The organism is Acinetobacter genomosp. 15BJ, assembly GCF_000400715.1.
In the GTDB taxonomy this organism is placed as follows: Bacteria; Pseudomonadota; Gammaproteobacteria; order Pseudomonadales; family Moraxellaceae; genus Acinetobacter.
The window spans coordinates 49,606-64,634 of the sequence record NZ_KE007346.1; the positions used below are offsets into that span (position 1 = coordinate 49,606).

A 15,029-nucleotide genomic window follows, 5' to 3' on the forward strand; every position below is an offset into this window, starting at 1 on the left:
AGTCAAAGTGAAGCAATGCTCAAGCCCGTCCTGATTGTTGGGGAACAGCCACTCAGTATTGAAGATGTGGTTGCGGTTGCTCGACAACAGCGTCAAGTGGCTTTACCGACAGCAACCGCTTGGCGTGAGTTGATTAAGCGCGGTGCAGATTTTTTGGATCAACTCCTGCTAGATGAAGGCGTGATCTACGGCGTTACCACAGGCTATGGTGATTCATGTCTGGTTGAAATTCCCATGCATCAAGTTAATGAGCTCCCTTTGCATCTGTCTCGTTTTCATGGTTGTGGTCTAGGTGAAAATCTGGATTTGATCACTGCCCGTGCGGTGGTGGTAACTCGTCTTTGTTCACTCGCACGTGGTTATTCAGGTGTGTCTTTAGCCTTGCTAGAGCGTCTGGTCTGGATGTTGAATGAAAATATTATTCCAGTGATTCCATCGGAAGGGTCAGTCGGGGCAAGTGGTGATCTGACGCCTCTGTCATACATTGCAGGTGCTTTGGTGGGGGAGCGTGATGTCTATGCGCAAGGCAAGATTGTGCCGATTGCACAAGTCTATGCTGAGCAAGGCTTGGACGCCTTGGTGTTACGCCCGAAAGAAGGCTTGGCACTCATGAATGGTACTGCGGTGATGACGGCGATTGCCTGCTTAAATTATAAAAAAGCAGAACAGGTGGCTTTGGCCAGTACCTTGATTACTGCTTTAAATGTCTTGGCCCTAGAAGGTAATCCAAGTCATTTTGATGAAGTTTTATTTGCTCAAAAACCGCATCAAGGTCAGCAACAGATTGCCCAGCAATTACGTGAATGGCTGAACAGTGAAGTACAGACGGCACACCAAAGTCCACGTTTACAAGATCGTTATTCTTTACGCTGTGCGCCACATATTATTGGTGTGTTTGAAGATTCAAAAAATTGGTTGCGCCAATTTATCGAAAATGAATTAAATTCTAGCAATGATAATCCATTGATCGATCCTGTGAATTTAAGGGTGCTGCATGGTGGTCATTTCTATGGCGGGCATATTGCCCAAGCCATGGACAGTTTGAAGATTATGATCGCCAATATTGCTGACCTGATGGATCGACAAATTGCACAGTTGGTCGACCATAAAATGAATCATGGTTTAGCACGCAATTTAACGGGTGCCAGTGCCGAGCGCTTACCCTTGAATCATGGTTTTAAAGCAGTTCAAATTGGGGTTTCGGCTTGGACCGCAGAAGCTTTGAAGCATACTTTGGCCGCGTCTATTTTCTCACGTTCTACCGAATGCCATAACCAAGACAAAGTCAGTATGGGGACCATTGCCGCCCGAGATGCGACTCGGGTCATTACCTTGACGCAGCAGGTTTTGGCGGCCTTATGTTGTGCCAGTGTGCAGGCCGTGCATTTGAAAGGTGTTGAATCTCAATTAAGCCCGCCTTTAAAGGCCTTTGTCGAGTGGACCTTACAAAGTTTTGCACTACTGCAAGAAGATCGTCCTTTACAAACTGAACTACAACAGATTATTGATCGTTTCGACAACTTTGAATTGTTCAATCAATTCCAGCAACAGGTCTAGGAGCGACAGATGCAGGCAGATGTAATCATTGAAATCCCGTTTCATGATGTCGATACCATGAATGTGGTCTGGCATGGACACTATTTAAAGTATTTCGAAATTGCGCGTTGTAAGTTATTGGAACAGTTTAATTATAACTACAACCAGATGAGAGCATCGGGCTATGCATGGCCTGTGATTGAAAGCCATGTGCGTTATGTACAGGGGATTGAGTTTGAACAGAAAATTAAAGTTCGCGCGATTTTAAAAGAATGGGAAAATCGGTTAAAAATTGAATATTTGATTCTCGATGCAGACACTGGACGACGTTTAACCAAAGGCTATACCACCCAAGTGGCTGTGAACATGGAAAACAGAGAAATGTGTTTCCAGTCACCGCAAATTTTATTGGATTGTTTAAATGCATGGGATGCGTTTAAGGAGCACCCGCATGGTTAATTCTGGTTTTCTGAATTTAAATCGCCTTGCTGCATTGATGCAGCAGCGTGCTTGCTGGTTGTTACTCAGTGTAGTTAGCGTATTGTTCAGCTTGAGTGTTTCAGCATCTGCACATGCGGATCAGGTCTCGACGATTTTTAATCAGCTTGCTAAAAGTGAGCTCATTCGCGCCGATTTTGAACAGCAAAAGAAGTTGGCGAGTTTAAACAAAACTTTTGTTTCCAATGGCACACTGACCTTTGCGAAATCCAATGGCGTAATTTGGCAAATTAAACGACCTGTGCAAGCAGATTTGATCGTAACCCAAAACAAACTCATCCAGAAAACACAACGAACCTATAGCCAGATCAAGATTGATCAGTCACCTTATAGTTCGGTTGCGACCTTATTTTTACAACTGATGTCAGGTAATGACAAAGCCTTGGCGAAGAATTTTAATGTGTTATCAGCCAATTACAGTCCGACAGGATGGAATATTGCTTTAACGCCTAAATCAGCGCTATTTAAAAAGTTGTTCCAGAGAATAGATGCACAAGGACAACAGTATGTGAATAAGATCGTGATTCAAGAACAGGCCAATAACAGCACTACGATTTTATTCCGTAATCAAACCACTCAACCGAATCAACTGACGGCTGCTGAAGATGCGCTTTTCCAATTGGCAAAATAAATTCACAGCCATCTGGTTAATTATTTTAACGCTGGTTGGGCTTACGCTAGCGGTGGCATGGGTCAAAAAAGAGATCCATATTCAGACCAATATTTTTGCTTTGCTGCCTGAAACGCAACAAAATCCCGAGCTTGCCAAAACACAGCAATATATGAGTGATCAGCTCAATGAAAAGGTCTTTGTTGTTTTAGAAAGTCAGGATCAGCAGGCCTTGGCGCAAGCCACTCAGTTGTTTCAAGAGAAGCTACAACACAGTGACCTGTGGCAACCGCTTCGACCACAGTTGGATTTAGCACAGTTTTCCAAACAGTTGTATCAACATCGGGCAGGCTTGCTGAATCAACAAGACCGACAGTTTTTGCAACAGCAGGATTATGAGGCACTGACCGAACAAAGCTTGATGCAGTTAATGAGTGTCGGGGTGCCGATTACCGCGACGTCATTACAGCAAGATCCCTTGTTACTGTTTCCACGGTATATGTTGAGTGTGGCCAATCAACTTTCAAGCAATGTCGAACTGGAAGATGGTTTCGCAACCATTCATGATGAGCAAAAGACCTCACGCTTACTGGTTCTGCAATTAAAACAGAGTCCTTATAACATTGATTATCAGGAACAGGTCAGCGCTTGGATTGAACAGTTGCAGCCTGAGCTGAACAGGTTGCAGGTTCAATCGCATTGGACTGGAACCATTTTATTTTCTAATTATGGAACCCAATCGGCTAAGCAGGAAATTTCAACCATTGGTCTCGGTTCGACCTTGGGCTTAATCCTGTTGGTCTGGTTTGGCTTCCGTTCATTCCGGCCGCTCATTACTGAATTTATCGCCGTGTCGACAGGGAGCTTACTGGCATTTGCGGTGACGCATCTGGTGTTCGGTGAAATTCATCTGATGACTTTGGTCTTTGGCGCCAGTCTGATCGGGGTGTGTGTTGATTTCTCTTTCTATTTTATGGCAATGCAATCACAGCACCGTAAACTGGATGGATTTAGGATTCTTAGACCGCTGTTGCCGAGCTTATTTATGGGCTTAATGACCACGGTTGTGGCCTATATTTTTCTCAGCTTTACCCCATTTCCTGCTTTTAGGCAAATTGCGGTTTTTTCAATAGTCGGTTTGGTCGCTGCCTGGATCACCAGTGTGTTGCTACTGCCGCGCTTAGCTCCACTGAATGCACAAGCTGCAATTCGACGCTTAGCTTGGATTGGAATGGCCAGACAATGGTTTCAGCAACATCAGAAAATCCGCTATGGCTTTATTTTGAGTATCTTGTTGATTGGAGGAAGCAGCCTATTTGCTTTGCAATCCAATGATGATATTCGAAACTTGCAAAGTATGGATGCCAAGCTGAAGCAGGAAGATCAATATATTCGGTCCTTGTTTGCTCAGCAGCAAAGCAGTGATTATTTTGTTGTCCGTGCACACTCCAGTGCTGAGCTTGAGCAGCAGGAAGCACAATTGATTGATCAATTGCAGCAATTGCAAACTCAGGGACAGATTGAAGGTTTTCAAGCTTTGGGACAATGGATTCCTCCTTTGGCCCAGCAGCAGCAAAATGTGCAGCTACTTCAGCAGACTTCAGCAACGGCACTGAAAAAGTATGCGGAAAGCATGGGGTTAAATTTTGCTGATCTACTGCAATGGCAACAACAATTGCAGCAGCAACCCTTACTCACAGAACAGGTGTTTCAACAACATCCCTTGGCATTTTTACAGCTCAGTCCTACCGAGCGTCTGGTCATGGTGCGTGGGGTTAAACAGGCGCAGCGATTACAGCAACTTGAATCCGCACAGATTGATTTCCAACAACCTGTCAGCACACTGTCTAGTGCGTTTGCACAGCATCGTCAGCAAGCGCAGCATTTATTGATCTATGCCTTATTTGGACTGGCGCTGGGTTTGGGCTTGGTTTATGGCAGGCGTTCGATTATGCCGTTGGTTTTGCCTGTGACTTTGGCACTCATCAGCACCTTTGCGGTGCAGGCATGGTTGGGTGTAGAAATTAACTTGTTCAGTATTATGGGAACCTTCTTGATTATTGGAATTGGTGTGGATTATGCGATTTTCTATCGGCATGGACATGACCATCCGCAGGTGGTTGGCATGGCGCTGTTTTTGTGTATGATGTCGACCTTATTGGGCTTTGGACTATTATCATTGAGTCATACTTATGCGATTCATTGCTTCGGTCTAACTGTTTTATTGGGTGTGATCTTTTCATTTGTTTATGCAACTTTGCTTACGCCAGCTGATCAGCACCATATTGTGAATTTAGAAGAGCATTAAAAAATCTAATTTTTAGGGGCAATAATGAAGATGATACAAACAGCCGATGTGGTGATTATTGGTGCTGGACCTTCTGGCAGTTCAGCCGCAGCTTTGCTTCGTCAAAGAGGTTATGCGGTCACGGTGATTGAAAAACAATATTTTCCGCGCTTCTCAATTGGTGAATCTTTATTACCGCAGTGCATGGTTTTTTTGGAAGAAGCGGGCTTATTAGAAACCGTGCGTGAGCATGTTCAATCCCGTGCATTCCAGTTTAAAAATGGCGCGGCATTTTTGTGTGGTGAAAAACGTAGCCATTATGATTTCACTGAAAAATTCAGTGCGGGGCCTGGCACCACTTGGCAAGTTCGCCGAGCTGACTTTGATCATTTACTGGCCCAACAAGCGCAGCAATATGGCGCAGATATTCGTTTTGGACATGAAGTTGTTGCGATCGATGTTGAGGTAGAGCACCCTGTTTTAACTGTGCTAGATGAGGCACAGCAGCACTATCAGATTCAAGCCAAGTTTTTATTGGATGCCAGTGGTTTTGGTCGCATCTTACCGAAGTTTTTAGATTTAGAAAGCCCTTCCAATTTCCCCGTACGTCGTGCCTTGTTTACCCATATTGAAGATGGGATTGGCGATCGTGCTGATTTTGACCGGAACAAAATTTTAATTACCGTGCATGAAAAAGACCGTCGTGCTTGGTATTGGCTGATTCCTTTTGCCGATGGTCGAGCTTCCTTTGGTGTGGTAGCAGAGCAGGATTTCTTTGATCATTATCAGGTTGAAGATGCTGCTCAGAATGAACCTGACTTGTTATTGAAAAGGATTCTAGACGACGATCCTGCGTTATCTCAGGTATTAGCGCAGGCGAAATTTGATACGCCTGTACGTACCTTGGTTGGTTATTCGGCAAACGTCAAACATTTGGCCGGTCGGAATTATGCCTTGCTCGGCAATGCAGGCGAGTTTCTCGACCCTGTATTTTCATCGGGTGTGACCATTGCATTGAAATCTTCCAGTCTGGCAATTCCTTTGGTTGATCGAGTGTTGCAAGGTGAACAGGTGGATTGGATGCAGGAGTATGAATTGCCGCTGCGTAAAGGGATTAAAGTGTTTCGTGCTTATGTCGAATCTTGGTACGAAGGCGAGTTTCAGGATGTGGTATTCGCAAGCAATCAAAATGACAACATTCGTCGTATGGTTTCATCATTACTGGCAGGTTATGCATGGGATGATCAAAATCCGATTCATAAAAATGCCAAACGCCGTTTAAGCACCTTGGCCGAGTATTGCCGTGAAGGCGTCGCGCAAGAGAAAGCCTTAGAGGTTTAATATGCAACGGATCTGGATCAACATATTATGCTGTAGCATGTTGCTGTTGAGCGGTTGTCAACTGACGCCCCATGCACAGGGACTGAAAAGCAGCCATTGGCCAGCACAGCAATATCAACGGCAAGACCAAGTTGAGGTGCAGTGGAAGGATAAAAGCTTTAGCTTCTTGCTCTATCAACAACAGCAAGGTCAGCAGCTCAGTCTGCTTGCTTTGGGTTTAACTGGACAGCCTTTGTTTCAATTACAATTTGATGGGCAACAGGTCAAAGTACAGCAACGCATTGACCAGATGCGCTTACTGCCTTTTGAGTTTGTGGTTCGAGATTTGTTATTTGCGACCTATCCCCAGTTTGCTCAGTTAGGACAACAGTCTGTTCGGGTACAACAAGCGGCAACGCAACAGCAGGTTTTTATTGCTGAAAAGGCCGTATTAGCGATTCGAACTCAAGACAATAGCATTGAGCTTGATAATCTGCAGGTACCGTACCGCATGACCTTGAGCCCGATTGAAAATACCTTGAATGGTGGTCAATCTGAGCAAGGAGTGCAACCATGAGTCAATCTTTATCTCAGTTGCAAGCAGTTGGTATTCCTCTAAGTATTGGGCTTTCTGCATTAGGTCAGGATATTGCGCAGATCCGCCAGCACTTGATTGAAGCAACGAATACATTGAGTCTGGACGCTGGGTTTTTAGCGGATCGCGCTGTTTGGGTTGGACGCTATGCAGAGCCATTGATTGAGACTATACCTGAATCACTCGGTCGATTTGACTCGCGTAATCTACGCTTTGCTTTGACTGCGCTGCAAAAAATTGAGACTGAACTTCAACAGCAAATTGCCAGCATTGATCTAACCCGTTTAAGTATTGTAATGGGCACCTCGACTTCGGGAATATCCGACAGTGAGCTTTTACTGAAACAGCATTTTGATGGAAATGACACCATTGAAATTATGCATCAACCGCAAGAAATGGGTTGCCTAGCCAAAGCTTTACAAGTCTATCTCGGCTGGCAAGGGGCGGCTTATACCATTTCGACGGCCTGCTCTTCCAGTGCCAAGGCCTTTGCCGCAGGACAACGTTTAATTCAGGCAGGTTTGGCTGATGCGGTATTGGTCGGTGGGGTGGATACCTTATGTCAACTGACCTTAAATGGTTTTAACAGTTTGGAAAGTTTATCGGCAGATATTTGCCAACCCTGTGGTATCAATCGAGATGGTATTAATATTGGCGAAGCCGCAGCTTTATTTTTGCTGACCAAAGCCACTGCACCGATCATGTTATATGGTGTGGGTGAATCGATGGATGCATGGCATATTTCTGCACCGCATCCAGAAGGTTTGGGCGCAGCGAACGCGATGCAGCGCGCCTTGGACAGTGCAGCGATAACAGCACAGCAGGTGGGTTATATCAATTTGCATGGAACCGCCACACAACAAAATGATGCGATGGAAATCAAGGCTGTTCGACAAGTCTTTCAAGGCTTGAATGTGCCCTTAAGTAGTACCAAGCATAAAACTGGACATTGTTTGGGAGCGGCGGGTGCGATAGAAGCCTTTATCTGTACCCAACTTTTAAAAGATCAAAATGGGTTGCCCCTACATCAACAGACCGATATTGATCCTGAGCTTGCTGATCAAAACTATGTCACAGATGCTCGGCAGACCGAGAACATTCGCTATGTGCTAAGTAATTCTTTTGCCTTTGGTGGCAGCAACATCAGCTTGTTATTTGGGGTGCAGCACTAAATGAAATTAGATGCGATTGAATATATTCCACATGAACAGCCTATGGTCTTTATTGATCATCTGCTCGAAGTCAAACAAGGTTATGCAATTGCTGAATTGACGATTCGGTCTGAATTGATGTTCTGTGAAGCGGCGGGTTTACCGACTTGGACAAGTATTGAAATCATGGCGCAAACCATTAGCGCCTATTCCGGTTGGATGGGGCAACAATTTCAGCAAGCACCAAAACTGGGTTTTTTGTTGGGGACACGCAAGCTGCAGTTACCCTTTGCGTATTTTGCGCTTGGACAGACCTTAAGAATTCGGGTCGAACAGCAATATCTGCATGAAGGTTTGGGGCAGTTTTCTTGCGAGATTGAAGGGGCTGAGCAGGTGATCAGTGTCTTACTCAGTGTTTATGAACCGACTGATCAATCGACATTAGCATTATAGTTTTAGGAACAACAATGAGTAGAAGAATATTGGTCACGGGTTCAAGCCGTGGCATTGGTAAAGCAATCGCATTGCAATTGGCTCAGGCGGGTTTTGATGTGACCATTCATGCTCGCTCACGTGAGGCTGAAGCAGCTCAAGTGGTTGAGCAGATTCAAAAACTTGGTCGAAACAGTCATTATTTATTATTTGATGTGAATGAACGTGAGCATGTCAAAAGCTTATTAGAACAAGATGTTGAACAACATGGTGCTTTTTATGGTGTCGTACTGAATGCAGGTCTTACACATGACGGTGCTTTCCCTGCATTGACTGATCAGGACTGGGATGAGGTTATTTCGACCTCTTTAGACGGTTTCTATAATGTGCTTAAACCCTTGATCATGCCGATGATTCACTTACGCAAAGGTGGGCGAATCGTGACGCTTTCTTCGGTCTCGGGTATTATGGGCAATCGTGGACAGGTGAATTACAGTGCAGCCAAAGCAGGCTTGATTGGTGCAACCAAGGCATTGGCTTTGGAATTGGCCAAGCGCAAAATCACGGTGAACTGTGTGGCACCCGGTCTGATTGAAACGGAAATGGTCACCGATGAAGTCAAAGAACATGCATTAAAAATGATTCCAATGCAGCGCATGGGGCAGGTGGATGAAGTGGCGGGTGTGGTGAAATTTCTCTGTTCAGATGAAGCCTCTTATATTACCCGTCAGGTGATTTCGGTCAATGGAGGACTGATCTGATGAAGCGTGTTGTGGTCACAGGCATGGCAGGGATTACCTCGTTAGGCGAAAGTGCTGATGAAATCTTTGCACAATTCCATACGGGTAAGAGTGGCATTTGCTATATGTCCGAGTGGGAGCAATATCCAGATTTAAGAACCAAACTCGCAGGTCCAGTCACTGGTTTTCAGGTCGCCAAGCATTTTAACCGTAAGGTGACACGAGGCATGGGGCGTGTCGCGTTAATGTCGGTCATCAGTGCTGAAAATGCCTTGCAAGATGCAGGCTTAATCGCTCATGAGATATTGAGCAGCGGTGAGGCTGGCGTGGCCTTTGGTTCATCTGCAGGCAGTGTGGATGCGGTGCGCGAGTTTGGCAATATGCTGATTGATCAAGATATGAGTAAGATCAATGCCACCACCTATATACGCATGATGTCACATACCAGTGCTGTGAACATGACGGTCTATTTCGGCTTGAAAGGGCTCACCTTGCCAACCTCAAGTGCATGTACCTCAGGTTCAATGGCGATTGGTCAGGCTTATGAAGCGATTAAATACGGTAAACAAACCTTGATGCTTGCGGGTGGGGCGGAAGAGCTGAGTGCCGCAGGTGCCGCCGTTTTTGATGTTCTATTGGCGACCAGTGGGATGAATGATCATCCTGAAAAATCACCACGACCATTTGATACACGACGAGATGGCTTGGTGATTGGCGAGGGTGCTGGTTGTTTGATTCTTGAAGAATATGAACATGCCAAGAAGCGTGGCGCTACCATTTACGCCGAGATCATTGGTTATGCAAGCAATACCGATGGGCAGCATGTGACCAAGCCTGATAGTGAGCGGATGGGGCAATGCATGCAAATGGCATTGAAAGATGCCCAACTGGATGCCAGTCAGATTGACTATATCAATGCGCATGGCACTTCAACCGATCAAGGTGATATTGCTGAAAGCCAAGCTACGGCAAGGATTTTGGGGCGTAAACCCATCAGCTCATTAAAGAGTTATTTTGGGCATACCTTGGGGGCGTGTGGAGCAATTGAAGCTTGGTTAGGCATTGAAATGATGCAGCGAGGACAATTGATTCCAACGTTGAATCTGGATGAAATCGACCCACAATGTGGTGATTTAGATTATATTACCCAGCAAGTGAGAGCGAGTGAGATCAATATCATGATGAGCAATAACTTCGCTTTTGGTGGGATTAATACCTCACTGATTTTTAAACGAACAACATAACAAGCAAGGGGCATAATAATGTCAATCAAACAATTATTCTTAGCAACTGTATTAACGGCTGGTTTTACTGTATCTGTTCAAGCTGCTGATACCGTGCATAATCTGGATTTTAAAGCGGCGGTAGATCGTGCAGTTGCCGATGGAACGCTTGATGGAACGGTAAAGTTTTATCTTAAAGGCACCAAATCAGGTGGAAAAGTATTAGAACAAGATATCGTCACCAATCAAAAAACCAATGGTTTTGGGAAGTCTGCTGAAAAGTCATGTGATTGGGTGCTTCGTTCGGCATTAATCCAGTTAGATAAAGCAGCAAAAGCACGTGGTGCCAATGCAGTGACCAATATCGTGAGTTATTTTAAAAAGAATGAATCACAAAATTCGACCACTTATCAATGCTATAAAGGTATGGCAGTGGCGAGTGTTGCATTGAAAGGCGATATTGTTAAGTTTTAAGTGATTTGATCAGGTTGAGCCAATGACGCTACGTGAAATTGAAATCCATGTTCAGGCATTGGCACAACTGCTTGAAAAGCCTAAAACCGATTTTGCTGATTTAAGCAACTTTAACCATTATAAAAAACAGCAGATCAGGGACTATCGTAATCATCTGTTGGCGGAACGATTGCAAAGTGATGTTACGGCGCTCAGTTTTTCCAAACATGAACATGGTAAGCCCTTTTTAAGTTCGCATGCATTGCATTTTAACCATACCCATAGTCAGCAATATTATGCCTTGGCGATGAGTGAACGGGTCAAAGATATTGGGATTGATGCCGAAGAACTGGATCGTAAAGTTCGTTTTGATGCGTTGGCACAACATGCTTTTCATGCTGAAGAATACCAAGCTTGGCTGCAGCAAGATCAGGAACCAGAATATTGGCTGCGGGTCTGGACCACCAAAGAGGCGGTATTGAAAGCATCAGGTCTTGGTATTCGTTTAGACCTGAATAGTTTGAATACGCAGGTACATCCATCCAATCATGGTGGTATGTGTTCCCATCCCCTCATTGGTCACTTTGCCTATCAACATTTTATTCTCAATCAGAAGATTGTACTGACCGTCGCATGGCGGGCAGAGCCATCTTGTCGTGGATTTCAGTTTCCACGAATTCAGATCATTCAGCATTAGAGAACAACCACCATCAATGGAATTATTGATGGTTTTAATGAAGATTCAAGCTTTGTTGATCACCAACACTTTTTACTTTTATAACGACACTTTCCCGAGACAGGCTATAGTAAAAACTACTGCCAAGCATGACCCCAATAAACCAGTTGAAGGGCGCCAAAAACTGAAAACTCGGAATAAGAACGAACAGCAGGCCGATACTGACTGCTGCCACTAAGCTCATTACAGCTTTTTTATTGATCCCTTTTTGATAGTAATATGCTGCTGTGGGTTGATCGCTAAATAAGTCATCGACCAACACTTTTTGTTTGTTAATCAGATAAAAGTCAGCAAGTAGAATACCAAACAGTGGGCCGATAAAAGCCGCTAAAGTATCAAGGGTATAGTGAATCAGTTCTGGGGAGTTAAATAAATTCCATGGCGTGATAAAGATGGAACCGATCGCTGCAATCATGCCTGCTCTGCGAAAATTAAGAAAGCGCGGGGCGAGATTAGAGAAGTCAAAACCTGCCGAAACGAAATTCGCCACAATATTAATGCCAATGGTCGCGGTTAATACCGTCAATAAGCCGAGCACCACCACGAATCCATTATCGATCATAGCAACCGTTTCGAGTGGATCATGCACCATTTTTCCAAAAACACTAAAGGTACCTGAAACAATCATCACCACAATGACGGCAAAGAAAATAAAGTTAAACGGCAGTCCCCAAAAGTTCCCTTTTTTGACCTGTTGCATATTTTTGCCATAACGGGAGAAATCCCCAAAGTTGAGTAATGGGCCTGAGAAATAAGACACCACCAATGCAATGGCGACAATGGTTTGCATGATCTGCTGATTGACGCTGAGCTGTTTATCACTGAGGTTAAAGGAAATATTATGCCAACCTGATTTCCACACCAGCCATAATGCCAGTGCTAACATCACCACATAGACCATTGGACCTGCCCAATCAATAAATACCTTGATGGTGTCCATGCCTTTCCAGAAAACCAATGCTTGTATCGCCCAGATAAAACCAAAACAGATCCAGCCAATCGTACTTAGACCTGCAAACTCTGTCAGTGTAAGCGGGTGTAAGGCAGGATAGAACTTAAGTAGAATCATCATCAGGGCATTGGATGCCAGCCAGGTTTGAATGCCATACCATGAAACCGCAATCAGGCCACGAATTAAGGCTGGAATATAGGCCCCATAAATCCCGAAGGCTTGGCGAGAGATGACGGCATAGGGAACCCCTGAAATTTGACTGGGTTTTGCGACCAAGTTCGCCGCAACTTGAACAATCACGATACCAATGAGTAAGGCAAGCAGAACTTGCCAGCTGGCAAGACCGAGTGAAAATAAGCTCGCTGCGACCACATAGCCGCCCATACTATGTACATCGGACATCCAAAAGGAAAAGATGTTGTACCAAGTCCAATTTTGTTGAGCAGGGGTGAGATCTTCATTTGAGAGTTTAGGACTATAGTTCTGGTTATCGCTCATGACGGGTCTTCAAGATAAACAACTGTTCAGACCAGTGATGCATAAATTAAGCCAACTTCTTTTGTTAATTTTTATTTAAGTCTTAATTTTATGATTATATTGATGTTAAAAATTAATTTTAAGTTTTAACTGTTCAGACCAGTTGGATTTAAATATGATCAATCTTATTTTTTGAATTAAAAATGTGCAGAAATGAGAAACGCGACCCGAATTCAAATCATTAATCCAAATACCTGTGTCGAAATGACCACATCGATTGCTGAGGCTGCACGTCAGGTGGCCGCGGCAGATACCGAAATTATCGCCCTGTCTCCTGAGAAAGGGGTGGCATCGATTGAAGGGCATTATGATGAGGCAATGTCTGCCATTGGAGTGCTGGAGTTAATTCAACAAGGGAAAGCACAGCAGGTAGATGGTCATATTATTGCCTGTTTTGGTGATCCAGCCTTGCATGCAGCAAGAGAGTTGGCTCAGGCGCCTGTGATTGGTATTGCCGAAGCTGCATTTCACATGGCCAGTTTGGTTGCGACAAAATTTTCGATTGTGACTACTTTAGCCCGAACCAAAATTATTGCTGAACATTTATTACATCAATATGGATTTGAACGAAAATGTGCACAGATTCGATGCATTGATCTACCTGTATTGGCATTGGAAAATGATAAGCAAGCGGCGTATGAAAAATTATTAGCGAGTTGTCAGCAAGCTAAAATGCATGATGGGATTGGTGCAATTGTATTGGGCTGTGGTGGTATGGCCGAGATGGCAGATCAGGTTAGTCTAGAGTTGGGAATTCCGATTATTGATGGGGTTCGGGCTGCAGTAAAACTGATTGAAAGTTTACATGGTTTAGGTATTCAAACCAGTAAGTGGGGAGATTATGATTACCCCTTAATAAAAGGATAATTCAGTGCAACAGCTTGTGAAAATATAGATTATGTAGTCTGTTTAAGTTCGGATTCGCTTTGACGTCCATACAAAAATGCCAGCATTTCGCTGGCATTTTTAGTTTCAAGAAGAACAGATTTAAGGAATCTGATCTTCTTCAAATTCAGGTTTAACTTGAACAATAAAGTCCTGACGATTCAGACCACGCCATAAAGCGTATGCTGTACCGATATAGATCGATGAGTAGGTACCAACAAAGATACCGACAAACATTGCCATAGAGAACCAGTGTAAGCCATCACCGCCTAAGAACATCATGGCAAGGACCACGAGTAATAGGGTCATCGAGGTGTGAATGGTACGACGTAAGGTTTCTGTCAAGGCGATGTCTACGATTTCACGAGGGCTTGCACCGCGAATCTTACGGAAGTTTTCACGGATACGGTCCGATACAACGATGTTATCGTTGAGCGAGAAACCAATCACAGCAAGCACAGCCGCAAGTACGGTTAAGTCGAATGGCCATTGGAACAGTGCAAAGGCACCAAAAATGATGATAATGTCATGGAATAATGACATTACAGCACCGACAGCCATTTTAAACTCAAAGCGAATGGTGACGTAGATCAACATTAAGATCAATGCCAGTGCAACGGCGCCCGCAGAGCGTACATAGAGCTCATTACCAACCGCACCACCAACTGAGTCCACTTTGTGAACTTCTACTGTGTTATTTGGTAATTGAACCGCTTTAGTGATGCTATTGCTCAGGTCTTCAACATTCAGGTCTTCTTGTACTGGCATACGTACGATGAGGTCAGTACTACTGCCTAAAGTTTGTACCACAGCATCTTTAAATCCTGCACGATCGAGTGCTTGAACCACTTGAGCAGGTTGAACACCTTGCTTGTAGTTTAATTCAGCCGAGATACCACCAGTAAAGTCCAAACCAAGATTTAGACCTTTAGTTACGATAAAGAAGATACTGGCAATGGTAATCAGGATCGAGAAGATGGCCGCAGGTGTGGCAATCTTCATGAATGGGATGATTTTTAGATCATCTGGGCGACCGTATTGCTTTGAGTCTTGTTGAGTCAGATCAGTCATGTC

The 15,029-nt window shown here is 44.3% G+C and carries 15 protein-coding genes; 13 read left to right on the plus strand and 2 right to left on the minus strand.

Annotated elements, in window-relative coordinates; genetic code table 11:
* Nucleotides 1–15: 15 nt before the first annotated feature.
* The 12 genes from F896_RS16375 to F896_RS16320 are packed head-to-tail and all read left to right on the plus strand — an operon-like array spanning nt 16 to nt 11,542.
* Nucleotides 16–1,557 (plus strand): HAL/PAL/TAL family ammonia-lyase, encoded by a 1,542-nt coding sequence (locus F896_RS16375; RefSeq protein ID WP_032882057.1) that lies wholly within the window; start codon nt 16–18, stop codon nt 1,555–1,557.
* A 9-nt stretch (nt 1,558–1,566) separates the two neighbouring features.
* Complete coding sequence (locus F896_RS16370) at nt 1,567–1,995, plus strand: acyl-CoA thioesterase (protein WP_016162578.1); 429 nt, start codon at nt 1,567–1,569, stop codon at nt 1,993–1,995.
* Nucleotides 1,988–2,665 carry a LolA family protein gene (locus tag F896_RS16365; RefSeq protein ID WP_016162579.1) on the plus strand — a complete coding sequence of 226 codons (678 nt, stop codon included), beginning with the start codon at nt 1,988–1,990 and terminating at the stop codon, nt 2,663–2,665. The genes F896_RS16370 and F896_RS16365 overlap by 8 nt, the downstream gene beginning before the upstream one ends.
* Complete coding sequence (locus F896_RS16360) at nt 2,640–4,952, plus strand: MMPL family transporter (RefSeq protein ID WP_016162580.1); 2,313 nt, start codon at nt 2,640–2,642, stop codon at nt 4,950–4,952. Before F896_RS16365 ends, F896_RS16360 begins: the two co-directional genes overlap by 26 nt.
* 24 nt (nt 4,953–4,976) lie before the next feature.
* A complete protein-coding gene (locus tag F896_RS16355; protein ID WP_016162581.1) occupies nt 4,977–6,272 on the plus strand; it encodes an NAD(P)/FAD-dependent oxidoreductase in 1,296 nt (431 codons plus the stop codon).
* Between the two features lies 1 nt (nt 6,273).
* On the plus strand, nt 6,274–6,828 hold the full coding sequence (locus F896_RS16350; RefSeq protein WP_016162582.1) for a DUF3261 domain-containing protein: 555 nt from the start codon (nt 6,274–6,276) through the stop codon (nt 6,826–6,828).
* Entirely contained in the window at nt 6,825–8,018 is a 1,194-nt protein-coding gene (locus F896_RS16345) for a beta-ketoacyl-[acyl-carrier-protein] synthase family protein (RefSeq protein WP_016162583.1), read from the plus strand. Before F896_RS16350 ends, F896_RS16345 begins: the two co-directional genes overlap by 4 nt.
* On the plus strand, nt 8,019–8,450 hold the full coding sequence (locus F896_RS16340; RefSeq protein WP_016162584.1) for a hotdog family protein: 432 nt from the start codon (nt 8,019–8,021) through the stop codon (nt 8,448–8,450).
* Between the two features lie 14 nt (nt 8,451–8,464).
* On the plus strand, nt 8,465–9,190 hold the full coding sequence (locus F896_RS16335) for a 3-ketoacyl-ACP reductase FabG2 (protein ID WP_016162585.1): 726 nt from the start codon (nt 8,465–8,467) through the stop codon (nt 9,188–9,190).
* Complete coding sequence (locus tag F896_RS16330) at nt 9,190–10,413, plus strand: beta-ketoacyl-ACP synthase (RefSeq protein ID WP_016162586.1); 1,224 nt, start codon at nt 9,190–9,192, stop codon at nt 10,411–10,413. The genes F896_RS16335 and F896_RS16330 overlap by 1 nt, the downstream gene beginning before the upstream one ends.
* Before the next feature lie 18 nt (nt 10,414–10,431).
* Complete coding sequence (locus tag F896_RS16325) at nt 10,432–10,866, plus strand: hypothetical protein (protein WP_016162587.1); 435 nt, start codon at nt 10,432–10,434, stop codon at nt 10,864–10,866.
* A gap of 22 nt (nt 10,867–10,888) precedes the next feature.
* Nucleotides 10,889–11,542, plus strand: a complete 654-nt coding sequence (locus F896_RS16320; RefSeq protein ID WP_016162588.1) for a 4'-phosphopantetheinyl transferase family protein — start codon at nt 10,889–10,891, stop codon at nt 11,540–11,542.
* Nucleotides 11,543–11,576: 34 nt separating this feature from the next.
* Here the strand turns inward: F896_RS16320 and F896_RS16315 are convergent, their stop codons facing one another.
* Complete coding sequence (locus F896_RS16315; protein ID WP_016162589.1) at nt 11,577–13,031, minus strand: NCS1 family nucleobase:cation symporter-1; 1,455 nt, start codon at nt 13,029–13,031, stop codon at nt 11,577–11,579.
* A gap of 192 nt (nt 13,032–13,223) precedes the next feature.
* Here F896_RS16315 and F896_RS16310 point away from each other — a divergent pair, with 192 nt between their 5' ends.
* The gene (locus F896_RS16310) at nt 13,224–13,937 is read left to right on the plus strand and encodes an aspartate/glutamate racemase family protein (protein WP_016162590.1); all 714 of its coding nucleotides are present in this window, start codon (nt 13,224–13,226) and stop codon (nt 13,935–13,937) included.
* Between the two features lie 120 nt (nt 13,938–14,057).
* On the opposite strand, the gene secF is transcribed toward F896_RS16310, so the two are convergent.
* A complete protein-coding gene (gene secF, locus F896_RS16305; protein ID WP_016162591.1) occupies nt 14,058–15,026 on the minus strand; it encodes a protein translocase subunit SecF in 969 nt (322 codons plus the stop codon).
* Between the last annotated feature and the right edge of the window lie 3 nt (nt 15,027–15,029).

Excerpts from the sequence above, each read along its gene's own strand:
- F896_RS16375 (WP_032882057.1), top strand. The coding sequence starts at position 16 with ATGCTCAAGCCCGTCCTGATTGTTGGGGAACAGCCACTCAGTATTGAA.
- F896_RS16370 (WP_016162578.1), top strand. The coding sequence starts at position 1,567 with ATGCAGGCAGATGTAATCATTGAAATCCCGTTTCATGATGTCGATACC.
- F896_RS16365 (WP_016162579.1), top strand. The coding sequence starts at position 1,988 with ATGGTTAATTCTGGTTTTCTGAATTTAAATCGCCTTGCTGCATTGATG.
- F896_RS16360 (WP_016162580.1), top strand. The coding sequence starts at position 2,640 with ATGCGCTTTTCCAATTGGCAAAATAAATTCACAGCCATCTGGTTAATT.
- F896_RS16355 (WP_016162581.1), top strand. The coding sequence starts at position 4,977 with ATGAAGATGATACAAACAGCCGATGTGGTGATTATTGGTGCTGGACCT.
- F896_RS16350 (WP_016162582.1), top strand. The coding sequence starts at position 6,274 with ATGCAACGGATCTGGATCAACATATTATGCTGTAGCATGTTGCTGTTG.
- F896_RS16345 (WP_016162583.1), top strand. The coding sequence starts at position 6,825 with ATGAGTCAATCTTTATCTCAGTTGCAAGCAGTTGGTATTCCTCTAAGT.
- F896_RS16340 (WP_016162584.1), top strand. The coding sequence starts at position 8,019 with ATGAAATTAGATGCGATTGAATATATTCCACATGAACAGCCTATGGTC.
- F896_RS16335 (WP_016162585.1), top strand. The coding sequence starts at position 8,465 with ATGAGTAGAAGAATATTGGTCACGGGTTCAAGCCGTGGCATTGGTAAA.
- F896_RS16330 (WP_016162586.1), top strand. The coding sequence starts at position 9,190 with ATGAAGCGTGTTGTGGTCACAGGCATGGCAGGGATTACCTCGTTAGGC.
- F896_RS16325 (WP_016162587.1), top strand. The coding sequence starts at position 10,432 with ATGTCAATCAAACAATTATTCTTAGCAACTGTATTAACGGCTGGTTTT.
- F896_RS16320 (WP_016162588.1), top strand. The coding sequence starts at position 10,889 with ATGACGCTACGTGAAATTGAAATCCATGTTCAGGCATTGGCACAACTG.
- F896_RS16315 (WP_016162589.1), bottom strand. The coding sequence starts at position 13,031 with ATGAGCGATAACCAGAACTATAGTCCTAAACTCTCAAATGAAGATCTC.
- F896_RS16310 (WP_016162590.1), top strand. The coding sequence starts at position 13,224 with ATGAGAAACGCGACCCGAATTCAAATCATTAATCCAAATACCTGTGTC.
- secF (WP_016162591.1), bottom strand. The coding sequence starts at position 15,026 with ATGACTGATCTGACTCAACAAGACTCAAAGCAATACGGTCGCCCAGAT.